Genomic DNA, 19198 nt, shown 5'->3' on the forward strand with positions numbered 1-19198 from the left:
ATTACATAAACTTCAAACTAGATATAAAGCAATCCTCCTTCATCATTATTAATAATAACAAAATCAATAAAAAATAAACTTAAGTACTAGTTTTTTGTTATTTAAATCATCACCTCACCTTTTACAGAACGAAAAACCAAATAATATGCATAGTGTCTTATTTTTGAAGCACTAGGACAGGTTGAAGTCATACACGCTTAATATGAGAATGCTCCACTTAACATAATTATTATTTCTGGCTTTAATTAAGTTGCTTGTAGGAGCTCCTGTTATGGGTGAAAAAGGAAGGATCCGTATTACTAACTATCAAGGTAAATTTTTCTATCGTTTGATAGATTGCCTAGTAATACTGATCACCATGTATATTACGCTAAAGTTTCACTCACATATTGTCACTATGTCATACGTCTCAGTGAGTCTTTTAGGAGTACTTTTTTATTCCTTTATTGCTGAAAGCTTAGGTATTTATAGTGGATGGCGCACAGCTAAACTTCGAGATTTAGCTTTACACACCTCTTTTTGTTGGGCGGCTACTGTTGGTTGTCTGACATTAGTTGGCTACTTCACTAAAACTGGTAATGAATTTTCTCGTTTAATTTTAGGATTTTGGTTTGTCGGATCATTCATATTGCTGATTGTGTGGCGTTCGTTAGCATTCGCCGTCATTTACTATTTACACAAACAAGGGTTCCATACCACCAAAGCCGTCATCATAGGCATGACACCCCAAGGTTTGGAGTTATCAAAAAATCTAATTAAGAATCCTGAATTAGGGATAAAGATGACCGGATTTTATGATGATAGAGAAACAGCCCGTTTAGATGGAGATATTCCTGTTTTAGGCAAAGTTAATGATGCATTAGCATTGGCGAAAGATGGCAAAGTAAAAAATGTATATATTGCTTTGCCAATGCAAGCTCAGCAGAGAATCAGCACCATTTTAGAAGCGTTTTCAGATAGCACTGTTAATACCTATATCGTCCCAGACTTCTTTACCTTTAATTTACTTCATTCTCGCTGGTACACCATCGGCGAAGTTAATGCTTTTAGTATTTTCGATACGCCTTTTAATGGTTTGGTTACCTGGCTAAAACGGTTTGAAGATCTGGTGCTCAGCAGTATTATTTTGACGTTAATAAGCCCTGTTCTTATTGCCGTTGCCATTGGAGTTAAACTCAGCTCACCTGGTCCCATTATCTTTAAACAACTGCGTTATGGGCTCGATGGTAAACCCATAAAAGTATGGAAGTTTAGAAGCATGCGAGCGATGGATAATGGCAATAAAGTCACGCAAGCCACCAAGAATGATCCCCGAGTAACACCGTTTGGTGCTTTTATTCGTAAAACCTCGCTAGATGAACTTCCACAATTCATTAATGTTCTTCAAGGAAGAATGTCGATAGTTGGTCCTCGTCCGCATGCAGTTGCGCACAACGAAGAATATCGAACCATAGTCAATCGATACATGTTGCGACACAAAGTCAAACCTGGGATTACCGGATGGGCTCAGATCAACGGCTGGCGTGGAGAGACAGATACTGTGGATAAAATGGAAAAACGGGTTCAATTCGATTTGGACTATATACACCGTTGGTCTTTATGGTTGGATATCAAAATTGTATTCCTAACCGTATTTAAAGGATTTGTCGGCAAAAACGCTTACTAAAAAATGGACTCAGTGCATTCACATGAAAAATTATAATTTTAAAAAGGCTGCTTTCTTTAGCCTGACATTTTTAACAGCTACCATGGCTTACGCAAAACCAGAACCCAATCCTATCGTTACAGATTCTGGGATTGCAATTATACCTTTTTTGAACGCATCAACGGGCTATAACGACAACCTAGCAAAAGCTGATAATGACCTCGAAAGTTCTCATTATTTAGTATTGGAACCTGGTGTGACCGTTGCTTTTGAACCTGTTGGACAAAAGCATATCATCGCTTATAGGCTTCAAAGAGGTGATTTTTTCAGTTCAAGTAAAGATGATTTCACCGATCACTTTTTTGATTTATCTAGCGATTGGGAGCTTAATTCTAAGCACCGATTAAACCTAAATTATTCATTAGCATTAACTCATGAAAGCCGCGGTGATAACGATGAAACCCTGGATCTGCTGTACAACAAATACAACAGCAATAACCTTAACCTTGGTTACGGTTATGGTGGTATAGAAGCAAAAGGTAGAGTGGAAACCAATATTGGTTGGGATAATTTAGATTACAAAAATAATAAGAATAGAACACAGTATCAAGACTGGGATGAACTTCGTTTCAACACCGCCTTTTACTACAAAGCCTTACCTAAAACATCGCTATTGATCCAATTTATTGCCAACGACAGAAACTATGATCTTGTTGCTCCTAATTCGACCCAAAGAGACAGCAAACATTACTTTGCTTATGTCGGTACATCCTGGGATGCAACGGGTAAATTGCGAGGCAATGCGAAAATTGGTGCACAACATAAAAACTTTGATTCAGCAGAAAGAGAGGATTTTGATTCATTTTCATGGGATATCGATCTGACTTATCTCATTAAATCTTATTCTGCTGTACAACTTAAAACAAACCGTCGTTCAACAGACCCTGACGGTGTGGGTGATGCTATTGATACAAAAATCTACGATATTAATTGGTCACACAATTGGAGTAAGATCATCTCAACTAAAGCTGACGTCTCATTACTCAGCGAAGATTACACAGGCTCATCACGTAAAGATGATACAACCAATGTAACGTTATCCTTTAATTATGATTTTCGTCGTTGGTTAACGTTCAAGCTTGGTTATGGTCTTGAATCAAAAGATTCAAACATCAACCAATTTAGCTATGATCAAAATATTTACTACTTTGCTATTGAAGGTGTGATGTAACTTATAATGAAGTACTTCTTAGCCATTATTTTAAGCTGTTTCTCTTTGTCAACATTGGCCAATGAGAACCTATACAAACTCGGTGTCGGCGACCAGATTAAGATCCAGGTTTATGACGAGCCAGAGCTGTCTATGGAAACCCGTGTCAGTGACAGTGGTAACATCGACTATCCTTTTTTGGGCAGAATTAAGCTAAAAGGAAAAACCATTGAAGAGGTGAAAACCGCTATACACGATGGTTTACTTGAAGATTATCTCGTTAACCCGAATGTATTTGTCAGTGTGATCGAGTATCGCCCCTATTTTATCAATGGTGAAGTTGATAAGTCCGGGAGCTATCCATACCACCCTGGTCTCACCGTGAATAAAGCCATTACAATTGCTGGCGGTTTTACCGAGCGAGCCTCAAAGACCAATATATATGTATCGTCAAGTGATGACCCTAGTGCCAAGCCGGTCAAGGTAACTTTGCTTCATAAAATTCAGCCAGGTGACATTCTCACCATTGAAGAAAGCTTTTTTTAGGTAATGTAGTTGTATGGAAAACTCTATAAATAATCGTCAATTGAACTCAGATGAGGTCATTGATATTCGTCAGTACTTTAATATTCTGCTCAACTATAAATGGCGTATTTTGCTTTTCTCTATCATGGTGACCGCGATCGCAGTACTCATAGTATTGTCGATCCCTTCACAGTATACAGCTAGAGCGTCATTGCTCATTGAATCTAAGCAGGCGAAAGCCGTATCAATAGAAGATGTCTATGGCTTAGATACCAAGAGCCAAGAGTATTACTTAACTCAAATTGAAATTCTAAAATCTGACCGAATTGCAGAAGAAGTTATCAACCGACTAAATCTTTCCCAGCATCCGGAATTTGATCCTTCCGCACAAAAAAAACCAACCCTTAGTTTGGCGAGTATTTTTGAATGGTTTCCGGCTCTTAAAGCTTTTAAAAAAGAGCCAGTAGAAGCTTCAGAAGAAGAGCAAAACTATCGTAACAGCCGCTTAGTTTTAGCTAAATTTAAACGAGGGCTCGAAATTAGCCCTATACGAAAAACTCAGCTTGTTACTATCTTTTATACCAGTAAAGACCCTAAATTATCAGCTCAAATTGCTAACGAAATTGGCCGAGTTTTTATGGATAGTCACATTGAAGCTAAACTTGAAGTTGAATTAAAAGCAAATAGTTGGCTGAACAGTCGTATGGGTGAACTGCGTGAAAAACTCAGAGTGTCTGAAGCTCAGTTGCAAGACTTTCTTAAAGCAGAAGGATTAGTTGATATTCAAGGCGTTGAGGGGTTAGCTTCGCAAGAGCTTGAAGAACTAACCTCTCAACTGAATAAAACTCGCGATCGCCGCGTGGCCGCAGAAACACTTTACCTCGTCGCACAAACTTATAGCCGCAAGGATGATTTATCATCTCTCGCCTCGATTCCTGAAATCTCGAATCACCCAACGATCAGAGATGTAAAACTGGCTGAAGTACAAGCAGAAAGAAAAGTGTCTGAACTGTCAAAACGTTACGGCCCAAAACACCCGAAATTAAAATCGGCTCAAGCCGAACTAAACTCGGTCAAACGTAACTTAAATTCAGAACTTAAACAGCTGTTGAATGGTATTAGCAACGAATTGCAAGCAGCCAAGCAAGCTGAGCGTTCTTTACATAAGGAATTGGAGAAAAGAAAATTAGATTTTCAAACTCTAACCGTAAAAAATGCCAAATATTCAGAATTAAAACGTGAGGTTCAAACCAACCGCGAGCTATTTGACTTATTCTTAAGTCGCCAAAAAGAGACCAGTGCATCAAGCGATTTTAATGCAACGATTGCCCGATTTACTGACTTTGCTAATCCACCACTTGCTCCTAGCAAGCCGAATAGAAAGTTAATCGTAATCTTGGCTTTCATTGCTTCTTTTGGTTTTGCTTGCGTGGTGGCCTTCATTGCTGATGCGGTTAACGATACATTTGTCGATATTAAACAGGTTGAGAAACTATTATCGCTCAGTTTATTGGGTATTGTTCCAGCGATAAAGACTCGCGGCCAATTAAAGCCAAGGGCCTACTTTGATAGTAACCACAGAGAGTTAACGGAAGCGATTAGGACCATTCGAACTGGTTATTTACTGGCTAACACCAACAAAGATCACCATGTCGTAATGGTCACGTCATCGCTGCCTGAAGAAGGGAAGACAACCTCAAGCATTAACCTTGCTTTTTCATTATCACAAATGGAAAAAACACTGCTTATTGATTGTGACTTACGCAAGCCATCGGTAGCCCATCGCTTCGGAGTTTCAGGTTCCCAGCCAGGAATAACCAACCTGCTGACAGGTACTCATACCTTGGATGACTGTATTCATACTGATGAAGAATCAGGATTAGACATCCTGACCGCAGGGGTACTGACGGACAATCCGTTGGAATTACTCTCATCATCGCGATTTGTATCCTTGCTGGAAGAATTAAAGACAAGCTACACTCGAATAGTTATCGATACTCCCCCATGTCTTGCTGTAAGTGATGCATTCATGCTATCTCAATATGTTGATTCAACGATCCTGGTTATCAATGCAGCACAGACTCGCACGAAAATAGTTCGTGATGTGGTTGGACGACTGACTCAGCAAGGCGCGAGAATTGATGGCGTGGTCTTAAATAAATTAAACATCAAAAAAGCATCTCATTATAGCGGATATCAGCAGTACCACTCGTATTACGGTGCTGAAAAACCATAATGGTAGCCTTCGTAAATAAAAATATAATCACAGCCCCAATACTTCAATGGAGTGTTGGGCTTTGTGCATTAGTTACTCTATATCTGGCCTTCTGTTTCGGTTCAGCTTCTATCTACGCTGTTGTGACAGAAAAAAATATCGAACGTTGGGTAAAACACCCTCAAGATGTCACACCTAATGTGATTAATGAAACCAAACAAACTATATTAGAGGCTATCGACTACCATTCGAGTCACCCTCATTATTACAATTTGTTAGGTAAAACATTAGAATGGGAAGCCTATTTGAGCACAACAGAAGACCAAATAGGCATTCTGCAACAAGCGAAAAAAGCCTACTTGAAAAGTGCATCGCTAAGACAAAACTGGCCTGATACCTGGGCCGACTTGTTGTCTGTAGAAACGCAATTGCAAGGGGAAAATATTAACTTGTATTTTGACAATGCTAATCAATATGGACCATTTATCCCAACCGTCAATAGCAAGATTGCACAAGTGGGACTCGAAAACTGGCAGCAATTCACGCCTCAACGAAGATCCATAATCATTGAACATATTGCAAGGGCACTAACCCATCCCAAAAGCCAAGGAGAGATGTACCGTTATCTACAATCAAGCGGACTATTGAAATTTGCTTGTGCCGCTATTATCTACAACCCAAGAGGGTATGATGGCAAAGTCAATCTCTGTAAAAAGGTGTTAAAGTGAATCTCAGCTTAAAACATTACATTATTCAGCGCCCTGTTACCTTTGCAATGTTTACTATCCTTTCGCTTTGCACAGTTGCGTTATCACTGTTAAAAACGTTTCATTACCATGTAGAAATCCCACTGCTGTTGGAAAATTTTATTGGCGGAGACATCTATCTACATTTTACCTTTGCACTGTTGCTAACCCTTATTTTGATAAGAGTAATTTCGGCCTCGCTGGAAATAAAAAACAGTATTTACTTGGCTATTTCGATCGTCTCTGTATGCTGCATGATTGATGAAAGTTTGCAGATATTTTCCGACACTAGAACCTTTTCATTATTCGATCTAGGCTCAAGTTTACTCGGTATATTTATTGCTGCAGTTATGGTCTACTTAACAGATAAATATCAATCAATGAAAACCAAGAGAAAATCATTCACCAATTCGTGCCATACCAGTCATTAATATGCCTTAAAAATGAGAATAATTCAGTTATTTATCGCTAGAGTGATATCACCTAGTTACCGACTTAACTTATAATTTCACGACGATAATTGTAGGCTCTTCAGGAATCTAAAATGAAAAAAAAACTATGGATATTATGGACTACTTTTGCAGCCTTAGTGGGTAGCTCAAATGTATATGCAGCAACAGAAGCGAGCTGTTCGTTATATAAAAATCATGAAATCGCAATGGACACAATTAAAGCTAGCTTAGCTCAAGCAGACAGTGCAGTTACTTCGTTACAAGCTTTAATGAAGTTATGTCCCAATATGATTTTAGAGATGGCAGATGTCGCCTCTACTTTACACCCAGAGCTATCCTTAGATATTTTCAATGCTGTTTTTGCCAATATTCCAAGCGATCAAGTTGCTGAGCTCACTGCAATTCTAGTAAAAAACGCTCCAGCAAACCTACGTTCAGAGGTTGTCCAACTTGCAGTAAGTCAATCGCCAGAGTCAGCTCAAGCGATTGTTGATGCCGTTATCGGAACAGAAACGATGCAATCAACGGATGTCATTATTGCAGCCTTATCTGGCGGAGCCGATCCGGCAACCATTACCGAACCGACAGCAGCAGGTACCCCATCAACCCTACCGGGTACTCCACCTCCAGTAACGACAACACCAGGAAACACCACAACCTTAGGTACTGGCAGTGGTAGCGGTGGCGGTACTGCATCACTTAATTAAAACTTTCGTCATCTCTTTTTTATCCAAGGGCAGGAATATAACTATTCCTGCCCTTCTCTATTCGATATCAATAACATGCGCCTAATTGAAAAGATAACATTCCCTTTATTTTTAATTTTTGTCTTTTGGCTTCCTATACCTCTAGGCAGTAATCGCCCTATCGCGTGGTCATTCAATGAAGTATGGGGCGCTTTGTTACTTATCTTATGCCTCTGTATTTATTCACCTGAACATTGGAAAACGTCGCTCAAAAGAACCAAATGGGTGATTATGCCGATCATGGCAATAACGCTCTGGTCTTTAATTCAAAGCATACAGTCACTCAATCTGACTCAAGATTCCGGCTTGGTTTTTGTCTCCGCACTAAAGTCTCTTCACTATCTACAGTTATGCTTAGTTGCATCTGTATTAATCGATACGCGTAACAAGCTGAAATTACTAGCTACCGTCATGGTGGCCAGTGGTATATGCCAAGGCTTTTATGCTGGTGTAGTACTTTTACTCCACCTAGAGCATTCGCCCATATTCAATCTACCTTTGGGCACTCGAGCTTCAGGGAGCTTTGTTTATCACAACCACTTAGCCAACTTTCTTATGCTCAATCTTTGTATTGGCTTTGGCCTTCTCATTGCCCAGTTAAGTGATTCAAACAAAACGGGATTACGAAACATGATAAAACAGTTTTTTGCCGTATTACTTTCGGATAAAGCTTTCGTTCGTTTAGGCCTTGTTATTATGGTTATTGCATTAGTACTAACGCGTTCAAGAATGGGCAATATTGCCTTTTTTATAGCATTGACATTGGGATCCATTTTGCTTTTATTCTTCTACAAACCAAAACCTAGAAGTGTATATGTATTAATAATCAGCTTATTTCTTATTGATACTTTTATTGTAAGCAATTGGTTTGGTTTAGAAAAAGTGAAGCAACGCCTCGTTGAAACTAGCTTAGAAAGTGAGTCACGAGATGATGTTATCAGATATTCACTCGTTGCTATCCAAGAACGTCCACTGACGGGATATGGGGCAGGCACATTTTATTCAACGTTTCCTGCCTATAACCAAGGTGATGTAAAGCTGTTTTATGATCATGCCCATAATGATTATATCCAATTTGTATTTGAATATGGTTTTGTTGCCTCAACCATCTTATTGTTGATGATTTTAGTCTCTGGCAAACAAGCCTTCCACGCATTTAAGAATCGTCGCAGTAAATTGATGCGTGGGATTGGCTTGTCATCGTTGATGGCTATTATTGGTATGACGATTCATATGAGTGTTGATTTTCCACTTCAAGCACCAGCTAACACTTTATATTTTCTACTTTGCTTACTGATGGGCCATTGGGCGAACTCAATTCCAAATAGGGTAGATCGTAAAGAACATAAAACGTAATACTAGGGCGTGCTCAGAAAATAACATCGATAAAAAGAAAGCCCCAGATCAACTGGGGCTTTTATCAACAATAAAAATTTTGACTATTAATTCAGTTCAAACTGTAACCCTTCAACCAACCACCCTTGGCTCCAAACATTAACTTGCTTAATAGTTTTACCCTGTGGAATGTGGAATGTGTCAGTTGTTTTACTTGATGCGTAGTTCTTTGACCCCATTGTGACAGAATACCCATTTGCATACGTAAACTTCAACGCAACGATATGGTTACCACCCCAATAGTAAGCTCCCCAAGTCACTTCAATAGCTTTGACTTGACGAAGATCAACCGCTCTTCTTAGCGCGCCCCCGTTACCACCCGCAAGGTTATCCAACGATGTGCCTACCGCATCTATCGCCAGACCAGAACGAACAAACAACTCACCATCATTCTTGACTGTGTGTTGTGTAGCCTGACCTAATTCATAGCCAAAAATTGGTGATTGTAAGCTTGTGGCACCTCTGAGCGTACTAGAACGATAAGTATTATGAGTCAACCAACTTGGCTCTGCGCTGGTAGGCATTGTTCCATCTTGGTTTACATTAGAAATATGGAATGAGTGTTGATTCCAAATTCGTGTTGCATTCTTCCAAGGCTTACTAGAATCTGCCGATTCATAAACATAAACACCGTGGTTGATCGCAGTAGCTTTATTATAATCATTCGCCACAACAATCAGTTCTGCATTGTCATCGCCCGCTAGGTCAACAACAATTGGGTACTCCCATAATGTGTTAGTAGAATTAGCGATAACGGCAAGCTCTTTACCAGTACGTCCGTCAAGGATGCGGACTCTTTGGATGTCTTGAACTAAAACCTCATCAATTCCGTCATTATCAAAGTCGTATGCTGATACACCGATTTTGCCGCTGTTCATATCATCATTCGGCGATGACCAAACTAGCTCACCGTTCTGATTGTACATATCAACGGCAGCATAGCCCGCATAGACAATGCCTTTTACTTCATTGCTAGTAGTATTTGATGCAAACTCAAATTGCAAACCACCAATTAACCAACCAGCAGTCCAAGCTTTTAGTCCCTTGATGCTTGAGTTTTCAGGAACGATTAAACGTTCCGTTTTCTTATAAAACGCATAATGTTTCGAGCCCATTGTAGTGCTCGTGCCATCAACAAAATTAAAATCTAGCGCTAAAATATGATGGCCACCCCACCAGTATCGACCTGAAGTAATATCGATAGATTTCACTTTAGAAAGATCAACAGGGTTGTTTAAATGACCACCATGCCCACCCACTAAAGAGTTTGCATCACTACCAACCGCATCGATCGCCGCGCCAGAACGCACCCAAAGCTGGCTATCCGAAGTAAAAGCAATGGTAGAAGATTGCTTATGATGCGTATAACCAAAAACTTTTGATTGGCTCGACACTTGCGGTACTTGAGGAGAATCTGCACCTAAGAAATTTGCAACAGCCTGCACGCCACCACCAGGGTTCGACAAGTTATTAATTTCCCATTTAGTTGACCCATCATGTTCCAAAACAGCGAAAGAACTGTTGGCAGCATTAGAATATGAAGCCGGTACTGAAACCACAACTTCAGGGCTGTCATCACTATCGAGATTTACTAACGATGAAAACCAAACCATATCATTGGCTTGATATTGCCAATCTAAAGCACCACTACTTTGATAAAGTGCACCCCCAGAAAATACTTCTTGAACTTGGTCACCATCAAAGTCACCACTGATAGAAGATGGTGCCCATGAATGGCTAAATAACAATCCGGTATCGTAGTTGTATACACCATCGGCAGATAAAATTTCTATTGATGAATCACCGTCTAGATCTGCTAACGATATTTCGCCGATAGAGCGCCAGCCAGTTTCTGCTTTTAAAATTTGCTTCTTAATATTACCAGTGTTGTCTAACACATTGATGTATTGACTAACAGCAGTGGTAGTAACAATCTCGACTACGCCGTCACCATCTAAATCGGCTACTGCAGGTGAATTTCTTGCTTCGGCAATAACGCCACCATTAGCGTAAGTCCATAATTCTGAACCATCAACACCACTTAAAGCTCGGACAAGTCCACCATTTGCATACTTATTACCTTCGAAGGTCACCATGATAATATCAGCAACATCGCCATTATCGATTTTACCATCGCCATTATCATCGTTAAGCTGGGCCACTACAGGAGTCATCATCACCTGTACTGATTCAGGTTTAAAAGAACTTCCGTTCCAAGACCATTTTAACTGTGTAGAGATATCCGCTATATCTGTCGTTGTGGCATGAACCACAGAGCTGCTCAACGACAAAATGCCGATAGCAAATGCAAAATATTTTGATGTCATGGGAAAGCATCCCTCTGCTATTTATATTATTCTTTGTCAAACCAATATAAATTTGACTCGATTTATTTTATTAGTAGGACAACCTAGTTACGGTTGTCCCTTGCTTCATTAATAGTGCGAGTGGATTATCAATAGCGGAAAGGATCGGATCAACTCAAAGACCCTGATTTAACGACTCATTTATGAGACGTCTCATATATAAGATAGACTACATAGTTTTTTATCTAGAATCTTAATCACAATCAATAGAGAACCTGAAGTAGTGATACTCTAGTTATATTCCATGATATGAATAAGGGACTTAAATTTCATGAAAGCAATAGTTCTACTATCGGTATCCTTAAGCTACCCAACAGCAATGGAACCACTGGTAAATATTTACTCAGTAACACAGTTTGGGGCAATCGCGAATGATCAAAAAGATGACAGCGATGCGTTTCAAGACGCTCTATCAACATTACAAGATGGCGATACTTTAATCGTACCCGATGGTCACTACCTACTATGCAATACAATCAGTTTGCTAAATAAGAAAGACGTATCAATCATAGGGATCGGTAAACCAGAACTGAGCAAATGTACCCCATTTTCTGGAGAGTACTTATTCTATGTAAAGTATACCGACGGATTATGGGTCAATAACCTTACTTTTAATGGGTTGAATAATGGCGACATTGAACCAGTTTGGGGAGAGCAAGGGCTCTACCTTGCAAGCACGGCAAATAGCTACATCGTAAATAGCCATTTTCGATATTTTGGAGATGCAGCTTTACGGCTAACAACGAGTGCAGATGAAGAAATGTATGCAGTCACTTCAAATAACATAACCGTTATGCAAAATACTTTTGAGAATTGTGGGCAAGTAACAACGACACAAGCCACTGCGGGTACACAGTTAGGGGGGAGTAAAAATATACTATTTAAAGGTAACAACTTTAATGGCTGTACATTAAAGTTATCTTCAAGAACAGAAGTCTCTAATGCGAAAATTCTAAACAATACATTTCAAAATATAAATGGAACAGCCGTTGAGTTGAGTTATTATTCGGATGTTTTATTTGAAAAAAATAAAGTGAAAAATATAAATGGATTCCTAATCAATGTATATCCAAATACAAGAGCAGAAAAAAACGTTAAATGGGGTGACATTCGTATTAATGACAATGTATTTGATGGTTCAGAGCAAGGAATTCGATTACAAAGTTTCGTCAATACAGAGAATTCGGTAGATCCGATAAGAAACATATCGATAACCAACAACATGTTTCAAAACATTAAATTTGATAACGTTAACGAGAGTAAATACCGTTCTATAATACGAACGTTAACTCAAAACAACGAATTATCCTTTTCTAACGTAACTATCAAGAATAATCAATATCGCTTGGAAGATAGAACAACATTTATATCCATCGATCCTAAAACAAAAAAAATAGATATTGAAGAGAATCATCCACTATAGAGTTTGGCTGAAAATAACTAAGGCCGACTATATCAATAGAGTCGGCCTTAATTTATTAACTAAATAATAGTTATTCTTTCACAACAATAATTGAGCGTTCAACGCGTTTGCCAGTAGCCGTATCATACATTTGAGCAATAAAATTATATTCACCAGCAGGGTAACTAGCATCAAATTTGAATCCGCGAGATTTAGTATATGAATCTCCCGCATTGATATCTAGAAAAACTCGAGATTGTACTGGAATGTTCAAACCTGCGGGACCTTCGGCAGTAATCCAAAATTCAACGTTAGCAGCGAAGTCACGTGCATTATCTATTTCTACGAATAATGGAATATATCCGCCATCACTAGGAACAGAAGTTTCGAACGCTAATGCCGTATTTAGAGTTAATCCATCCAAGTTTGCAGCGTTTAAAAGATCGACACCTTTGGCAAACTGGGTTGTTTCTTTGAAAATTTGGCCTGTTTCAGTGTTAACACCTTCAATCGACACAGTATACAAACCATTGTCCATATAATCACGAACCCAAATGCCACGACGTAATTTTAAAGCAGAGCCGCTTTCTACAGAATCAGCTTCAAATTCAGAACTATTGACTTGTACAACAGCTTTTGCTGGAAAAACAAGACCTTTAGGACCTTTTACTGAAATCCAATATTTTAAGTCTGCAGCATCAGTACCAGCGTTTTTTACAGTCACATCAGCGACAATATAGCCACCGACTTCGGTCAATTGCTGTGTAGATAATTCGATAGACGTAGCTATTTTTTCTATATCAGCAGTAGTCGTTTCACTAGCAGATACAGTTGAAAAAGGGGTTGCCAGCATTAAACAGCCAACCAATAGAGAAAAAGATAATTTGTTCATTTTTGCACCATAAGTGATTGATAGAAAATTCCGTACTTCATCGAGAAAGAGCCTATCAGTCGGATATTTATCATTCAATATTCGAATAAGATTGAGACATTCATTTAAAAAAATTTATCAACAAGTTTCTTTTGTTACATTAAATCTCATAAAATTGAGACCATGATCACAATAAAAGGTGGTTGTAAAGTTTAGTTGAATTGGGTGAAATTAAGATAAAAGTTATTATTTAAAATCAGCATAGAAAATGACAATTCTAAGCAAGCGTAAAATGTAATAAAAATCACTTCATTTTAGCTTTTAGCAAAAGCCAAGCAAATTTACTGTTTGTGATTAAGTATCTTTTCCACATCCTACGAGGCTCTTGGATAACCCGATATAACCACTCCAATCCTGCATTTTGCATCCATTTTGGTGCGCGATTCACCTTACCAGCAACCACATCGAAAGTACCACCGACTCCCATGACAAAATCGACACCCAATTCATCTCTCCATTTATTAATGAAATTTTCTTTTTTTGGAGAAGTAATTGCTACAAACAACAATTTGGCACCGGATGCTTTAATTTTCTCGACCAGAGCCTGCTCATCATCCCAAAAGTAACCATGGTTATGGCCCGCAATCAATAAATTAGGATGCTTGTGCTGCATAATCGTCGATGTTTTTTCAACGACTTCCTGCTGTGCTCCTAAATAAAATACTGAGAATTTCTCTTGTTCAGCCATTGCATTCAATTCATAGAAAAGGTCAACGCCAGCAACACGCTCTTTAACATCAAATCCTAAGAATTTTGCTCCCCAAACAACCCCCATGCCATCAATATTAACAATATCACACTCGGTAACTGAACGATTAAGCTCAACATCACTGCGCATATTAACGATTTTTGCCACATTGACGACCACATGCTGTGTAAACTGTTTACTAAAAATCCTACGCTTAATAATATCGACGGTTTCGTTCATGGTCAGTACATGCATCGGTGTGTCTAAGAACTTAATCGATTTATTTAGTAACTCGCTTTCCATAACCTCTTCCTAATAAAAAACCAAAATATTTATTTAAAAAAACATGAATAACACTACAAATCAATATCGCAACCAATGTATTTATTAACGGTAAAAAAAATTCAAATGATGAATTTCGAAAAAAGACCTTTTCGAAAGCATGAAGAAATCTTAATACAATTAAATGCAATGGGAATATTGTAATAGATGCAATAGATAAAAACTGTAAGGTTTTTGAATTCCCTATAATACAAGATATTAAGTATGTAATCAGAGAACCCAATAATGCATTGATTAGAAAAAGTGAAAGGTGCTCGCCAAAAATTAATGATCTAATGTCTACTTTTGAATTCAGCATACTCAAAAAAATAAAAAACAAAGATGCAACGATCAATAAAGTGTATTTTGAGCTCCCCATAAATATTGAAGCATCTAAAACATTCTTCCTTTTTATAACTCTTCCTATAAAGAAGTATAGCCCTGATACGACTGATACATCTAAGCACCAATACAGACTAACCTCATCTAGATCATAAATTGAAATAATCAATGTAAGAAGTAGAAAGATAGCTACTCCTAACCAATCATAGCGTTTATCTTTAAAACAGCAATCAACAACTGACACTACAATTAACGCAGGGAAAAACCATAGCACACCATTGATCTGCAATTTATCACGTTGTAACAAGAGCAACTCTTTGAGAGGCAAGTACCAATCTACTTGTGATGCACCACCGTTACCAAAGAGGTTTAAAGGCAACCATGACAAGTAAGACACCAAGTAGAAAAAGATAAAGGGCAAAAACAATCTACTCAATATTTTTTTATACGTCGTCAATGAATTAATCGAAAGAAAGCCAGATATCATGAAAAACAATGGCATATGAAAGGAGTAAATCAACGTTAGTATATCTTCACTCACCCACAAACAATGACCGAAAACAACCAATAAAATACCAATTCCCTTCGCATTATCTATTTTAAAGTCTCTAATCACCACTGAGTTCCTTTAGATAAAGAGAAAATGAGTAGTACATCCATGCCTGCGTCCAACGGATATAATTTATTTTATTTTCGAAACGTTGAGTTTTTTGATAAAGAAAATGCTGTTTACTTTCAATATATAAGTCATCAATTGCTTTATTAATGATTTTTCCAGCTAATTCCTTATCTTCTTTCTTTTTTCCAACTTTGAGTAGCGTAATAATGCCTTGTGCCACTGAGTGTGGATCTAGTGGATAGCGGTTATTATCATAATACTTAGCAGTACCATCCGACTCGAAAAAATTATTTTTATAATATGTAAGCCCTAATTCTATAGCGCTATCAAATATATTTGTATCTAAAGATTTTTTAATTTCATAGAGTGCTTCAAGATTATACCCAGTATGGAACCCATCAATAAATTGATGATGATGCCTATCACCATAAACCCAACTACCATTAGAAGCCTGTTCTTTGACACTTTGAGATGCTACTTTTAACGCAAGCTCGGCATAATATTCATTGCCAGTTTTACTAGCAACAAATGCAACCCAGGCAGCTCCCCACAAACTGGCATTATGAACAAATGCCATCTCTCCAGGGATGTAAGCAAAAAACTGTCTCGCTTCCAGCTTTGTGTATAAATGATTAACGATGAAATCTGCACTGCTTAACGCGATATCCATTAAGTATTGACGTCCTAAATGAGTCCCCAAATCATAAAGAGCACGACTGACATAGATAGTCGTAATGACATTAGGTTTACCTTTAGGTACAAAAAAAGCTCTCGCTTTCCAATCAAAATGGTAGCCCCAGCAAGCGGTGCCCCATTGTGCTTTGTCACAACACTGAGTCACTAACCAGTTAGCAAGTGATTCGGCTTCAATCAATAATGCTTTATCTCCCGTTACCTTATATTGCTCCAACATACCCAGAATAAATAGAGCAACTCCTTTAGGATTACGCCCTTCAGGTACACCTAGAATCGGACGCATATTAATAGGAGAACGTTTAAAAAATTGAATCCAACAAAGGCCTATCAAAGAGTCGCGAAGTGATGGAAATGTGTTAAACCAACGTGAATTTAAACCATCAAATGGATCGTACCCCGCAAACTGATGAGACTTAGCTTGCTCAAAAATGATATTTTGTATCTCCGCTATTTTTTTCATTACTCTGTATCCAATACTTCTTTATAAATATTTTGTAGCTGGGGAATAATTGCTTTTATTGAAAATCTATCTTCGAATTTACTCTTAGCTGAAATGACGAATTGGCGATTAATATGTCGATTATTAATAAGAGATATTAAAGCTTGAGATAAGTTATAAATATCACCGGCCTCAACCAACAAGCCATCAATATTGTTTGTAATGGCATCTGGAATACCGCCAGCATAACTTGATACTACAGCAATTTCAGCGGACATCGCTTCCAAGATCCCCATAGGAAATCCTTCGTTATAACTCGGTAAGCAATAAACATCAGTTATTTCTAGCAGCTCCATTTTCCCAGGGCCACTTATCCAACCTAGAAACTCTACAGAATCATCAATACCCAACGTTTTCGCTTCCTGCTTATATTCTGCGATATTTCCATCACCAGCTATTTTCAGCAACGCATGAGGGCAAACCTCTTTAACTATTTTAAAGGCATGAAGAAGATCCAATGCACCTTTACGAGGCCCAACTCTACCTAAAAAAGCTATGACTCCTGGTTGGGCATTCGAACGCTGTAACCGAAGAGATGGAACTGCATTGTAAAGAACTTTTACATGGTCACTTTTGCTTAACGCTTCACTTGCCCAGGCAAGCCAGTGTGTTGATAAGACAATAACGACATCACAAATTTCAAAAGTATGTCTGATATGAGCTTGTTTGCGTTCATCACATTCATTGGCATAAAAGTCTCTAAATTCAGCACCATGTAAATGTAATATAACTTTAGCTTTAAAAGCTTTAGCTATCCTAATAAGAAGAGACTTGCGCTGATAACTGCCTCTGGAAGCCATATGGATGTGAACTAGACCAATATCGTAAAATATAAAATATGAGATCAACTTTATCGTTGCTAATAGGAATAATGCAAATGCCCCAATTTTTCCGAATCTATTTTTAGTAGAATGTGTTGAAATTAATTTGACGTTGTTATTAGCAAAGAAACCAGATTCTTTGTATACATTTAAGACCGTTGCAATCCCACCTTGGCCATTTAGATCCGTCGCTACGGTTAAATTTATTTTTTGTTTCACTTCACATCCTTGACATTACATATCGCTTGTCTAATTTTCCCATTTTTTGTTCTAGGCAATGCATCAACATATTTTACGATGATGTTCATTCTTTCACCTAAGCGCTCTTTGGTGTTGCTAATCAATTGGTTCTCTTGCAAAGTGCCAAATATTGATTCGTCTCTAACTGTCCAAACTTCAACTTCTTGGGCCTTGTGTTGAACAAATTGACAAGCTAATAAACCATCAATCCCTTTCGGTATGTGATTCAGGATATGTATTTTTTGTCCATCTTCGCCAAGTAAATAATCACCAACTCGGCCTTCAATTCGTTTAATTATTGGATAGAATCTCCCACATGGACACTGCTTCTCGTCAGACAGTACGACATGGTCACCAGTTTTGTATCTAACTAGAGGAAAGTAGCTATTATTGAAATTAGTGCCAACAATTTCATGAGTACCATTTCCTGCATCTAAAAATTCAACCTGCGAGTAATCGGTGAGAACGTGGTAACGACCATGCTCACAATTAGCAATTGCAGCAACCCTTTCAAAAAGTCCATACCAATCGAACACTTTGCATTTAAATCGTTCCTCAATGACTTTACGGTCATCATCAGACAAAGATTCTGATGATGTAATCACTGATTTAATATTGGAAGGATAATATTCATTCTTAGACTCTAAATATTTAGCCAAAGCAACAATCGACGATGGATAGGCTTGAATTATGTCTACTCCAAAATCAACCATTGCCTTGATGTATAGCGGTAAAGCTTGTTGAGTCATATGAAATGAAGATAACATGATCATATTTTCAAACCATGAATAACGCCAAAAAGGGGCTCCTTTTTGCTCCATTGGCACGATCATATCACCACGAATCCAAGCACGTTTGTCACCTTTTTTATATCCGGCCCACTGAAGATGCCTTGCAACAAAAGCTTGCTCACGAATCACGGATTCCATATTTTGACTAATTGACAAAGGTGTACCAGTCGTCCCACTGGTGGCACCTTTAATCGGTGTCGTTTTTTCTGTGGAATTAATAAAATCTTCAGCACAATTTCTAACTTCATTTTTATTAATCATTGGAAAATGTGCTAACCCTTCACTTTCTGAAATGGTTTTTACACGATCTTTATAAAACTTAGCTTTCAATGCATTTTTTAACGCTAATTCCAATTGAAGTTCGCTATATCGTTTCAAAAGATCATTATTATAATCATGCTGTAATAATTCTCGAGTTAATGACTGTTGATGTCCATTTTCTCTAATAAACTTCCTAATAATAGCCCGGTAACTAAGAAGAAGGTTCTGAATTAATAAAGGGGAATTTCTATATATTTTACTTAAAAACATAATCTCACAACCTCAAA

16 protein-coding genes are annotated in these 19198 nt (G+C 38.0%); 9 read left to right on the top strand and 7 right to left on the bottom strand.

Features of this window, described 5'->3' with window-relative positions; all coding sequences use genetic code 11:
* Positions 1 to 271 precede the first annotated feature (271 nt).
* From vpsL to MCT08_RS11365, 8 genes are all read left to right on the top strand, one after another.
* Positions 272 to 1666 carry an exopolysaccharide biosynthesis glycosyltransferase VpsL gene (gene vpsL / locus MCT08_RS11330; protein ID WP_172532742.1) on the top strand — a complete coding sequence of 465 codons (1395 nt, stop codon included), beginning with the start codon at positions 272 to 274 and terminating at the stop codon, positions 1664 to 1666.
* Positions 1667 to 1688: 22 nt separating this feature from the next.
* On the top strand, positions 1689 to 2876 hold the full coding sequence (locus MCT08_RS11335; protein WP_425609332.1) for an outer membrane beta-barrel protein: 1188 nt from the start codon (positions 1689 to 1691) through the stop codon (positions 2874 to 2876).
* 6 nt (positions 2877 to 2882) lie between these two features.
* A complete protein-coding gene (gene vpsN, locus MCT08_RS11340; protein ID WP_053310286.1) occupies positions 2883 to 3401 on the top strand; it encodes an exopolysaccharide export protein VpsN in 519 nt (172 codons plus the stop codon).
* A gap of 13 nt (positions 3402 to 3414) precedes the next feature.
* The gene (vpsO, locus tag MCT08_RS11345) at positions 3415 to 5616 is read left to right on the top strand and encodes an exopolysaccharide regulatory tyrosine autokinase VpsO (protein WP_274672323.1); all 2202 of its coding nucleotides are present in this window, start codon (positions 3415 to 3417) and stop codon (positions 5614 to 5616) included.
* Complete coding sequence (locus MCT08_RS11350) at positions 5616 to 6323, top strand: VpsP family polysaccharide biosynthesis protein (RefSeq protein WP_274678432.1); 708 nt, start codon at positions 5616 to 5618, stop codon at positions 6321 to 6323. The genes vpsO and MCT08_RS11350 overlap by 1 nt, the downstream gene beginning before the upstream one ends.
* The gene (locus MCT08_RS11355) at positions 6320 to 6772 is read left to right on the top strand and encodes a VanZ family protein (protein ID WP_274678433.1); all 453 of its coding nucleotides are present in this window, start codon (positions 6320 to 6322) and stop codon (positions 6770 to 6772) included. The genes MCT08_RS11350 and MCT08_RS11355 overlap by 4 nt, the downstream gene beginning before the upstream one ends.
* Positions 6773 to 6885: 113 nt before the next feature.
* Positions 6886 to 7500 (top strand): hypothetical protein, encoded by a 615-nt coding sequence (locus tag MCT08_RS11360; RefSeq protein WP_274678434.1) that lies wholly within the window; start codon positions 6886 to 6888, stop codon positions 7498 to 7500.
* Positions 7501 to 7575: 75 nt separating this feature from the next.
* Complete coding sequence (locus tag MCT08_RS11365; RefSeq protein ID WP_274678435.1) at positions 7576 to 8895, top strand: O-antigen ligase family protein; 1320 nt, start codon at positions 7576 to 7578, stop codon at positions 8893 to 8895.
* Positions 8896 to 8981: 86 nt separating this feature from the next.
* On the opposite strand, the gene MCT08_RS11370 is transcribed toward MCT08_RS11365, so the two are convergent.
* Positions 8982 to 11261 carry a beta-prism lectin domain-containing protein gene (locus tag MCT08_RS11370; RefSeq protein ID WP_274678436.1) on the bottom strand — a complete coding sequence of 760 codons (2280 nt, stop codon included), beginning with the start codon at positions 11259 to 11261 and terminating at the stop codon, positions 8982 to 8984.
* 310 nt (positions 11262 to 11571) lie between these two features.
* Between MCT08_RS11370 and MCT08_RS11375 the strand changes: the two genes are divergently transcribed.
* On the top strand, positions 11572 to 12723 hold the full coding sequence (locus MCT08_RS11375) for a right-handed parallel beta-helix repeat-containing protein (RefSeq protein WP_274678437.1): 1152 nt from the start codon (positions 11572 to 11574) through the stop codon (positions 12721 to 12723).
* Between the two features lie 70 nt (positions 12724 to 12793).
* Here MCT08_RS11375 and MCT08_RS11380 read toward each other — a convergent pair whose 3' ends face one another.
* The 6 genes from MCT08_RS11380 to MCT08_RS11405 form a co-directional block, all read right to left on the bottom strand.
* Positions 12794 to 13594: an RbmA family biofilm matrix protein gene (locus tag MCT08_RS11380; protein WP_274678438.1), complete on the bottom strand. Its 801-nt coding sequence runs from the start codon at positions 13592 to 13594 to the stop codon at positions 12794 to 12796.
* Between the two features lie 283 nt (positions 13595 to 13877).
* Positions 13878 to 14624, bottom strand: a complete 747-nt coding sequence (locus MCT08_RS11385) for a WecB/TagA/CpsF family glycosyltransferase (protein ID WP_053310294.1) — start codon at positions 14622 to 14624, stop codon at positions 13878 to 13880.
* Positions 14602 to 15603 carry an acyltransferase family protein gene (locus tag MCT08_RS11390; RefSeq protein ID WP_080996334.1) on the bottom strand — a complete coding sequence of 334 codons (1002 nt, stop codon included), beginning with the start codon at positions 15601 to 15603 and terminating at the stop codon, positions 14602 to 14604. The genes MCT08_RS11385 and MCT08_RS11390 overlap by 23 nt, the downstream gene beginning before the upstream one ends.
* Positions 15593 to 16759: an aspartate-semialdehyde dehydrogenase gene (locus MCT08_RS11395; RefSeq protein WP_274678439.1), complete on the bottom strand. Its 1167-nt coding sequence runs from the start codon at positions 16757 to 16759 to the stop codon at positions 15593 to 15595. Before MCT08_RS11395 ends, MCT08_RS11390 begins: the two co-directional genes overlap by 11 nt.
* Complete coding sequence (locus tag MCT08_RS11400; protein ID WP_274678440.1) at positions 16759 to 17838, bottom strand: glycosyltransferase family 4 protein; 1080 nt, start codon at positions 17836 to 17838, stop codon at positions 16759 to 16761. Before MCT08_RS11400 ends, MCT08_RS11395 begins: the two co-directional genes overlap by 1 nt.
* Positions 17835 to 19181 (bottom strand): phenylacetate--CoA ligase family protein, encoded by a 1347-nt coding sequence (locus tag MCT08_RS11405; protein ID WP_274678441.1) that lies wholly within the window; start codon positions 19179 to 19181, stop codon positions 17835 to 17837. Before MCT08_RS11405 ends, MCT08_RS11400 begins: the two co-directional genes overlap by 4 nt.
* Between the last annotated feature and the right edge of the window lie 17 nt (positions 19182 to 19198).

It is taken from the genome of Vibrio aestuarianus (assembly GCF_028858425.1).
GTDB lineage: Bacteria > Pseudomonadota > Gammaproteobacteria > Enterobacterales > Vibrionaceae > Vibrio > Vibrio aestuarianus.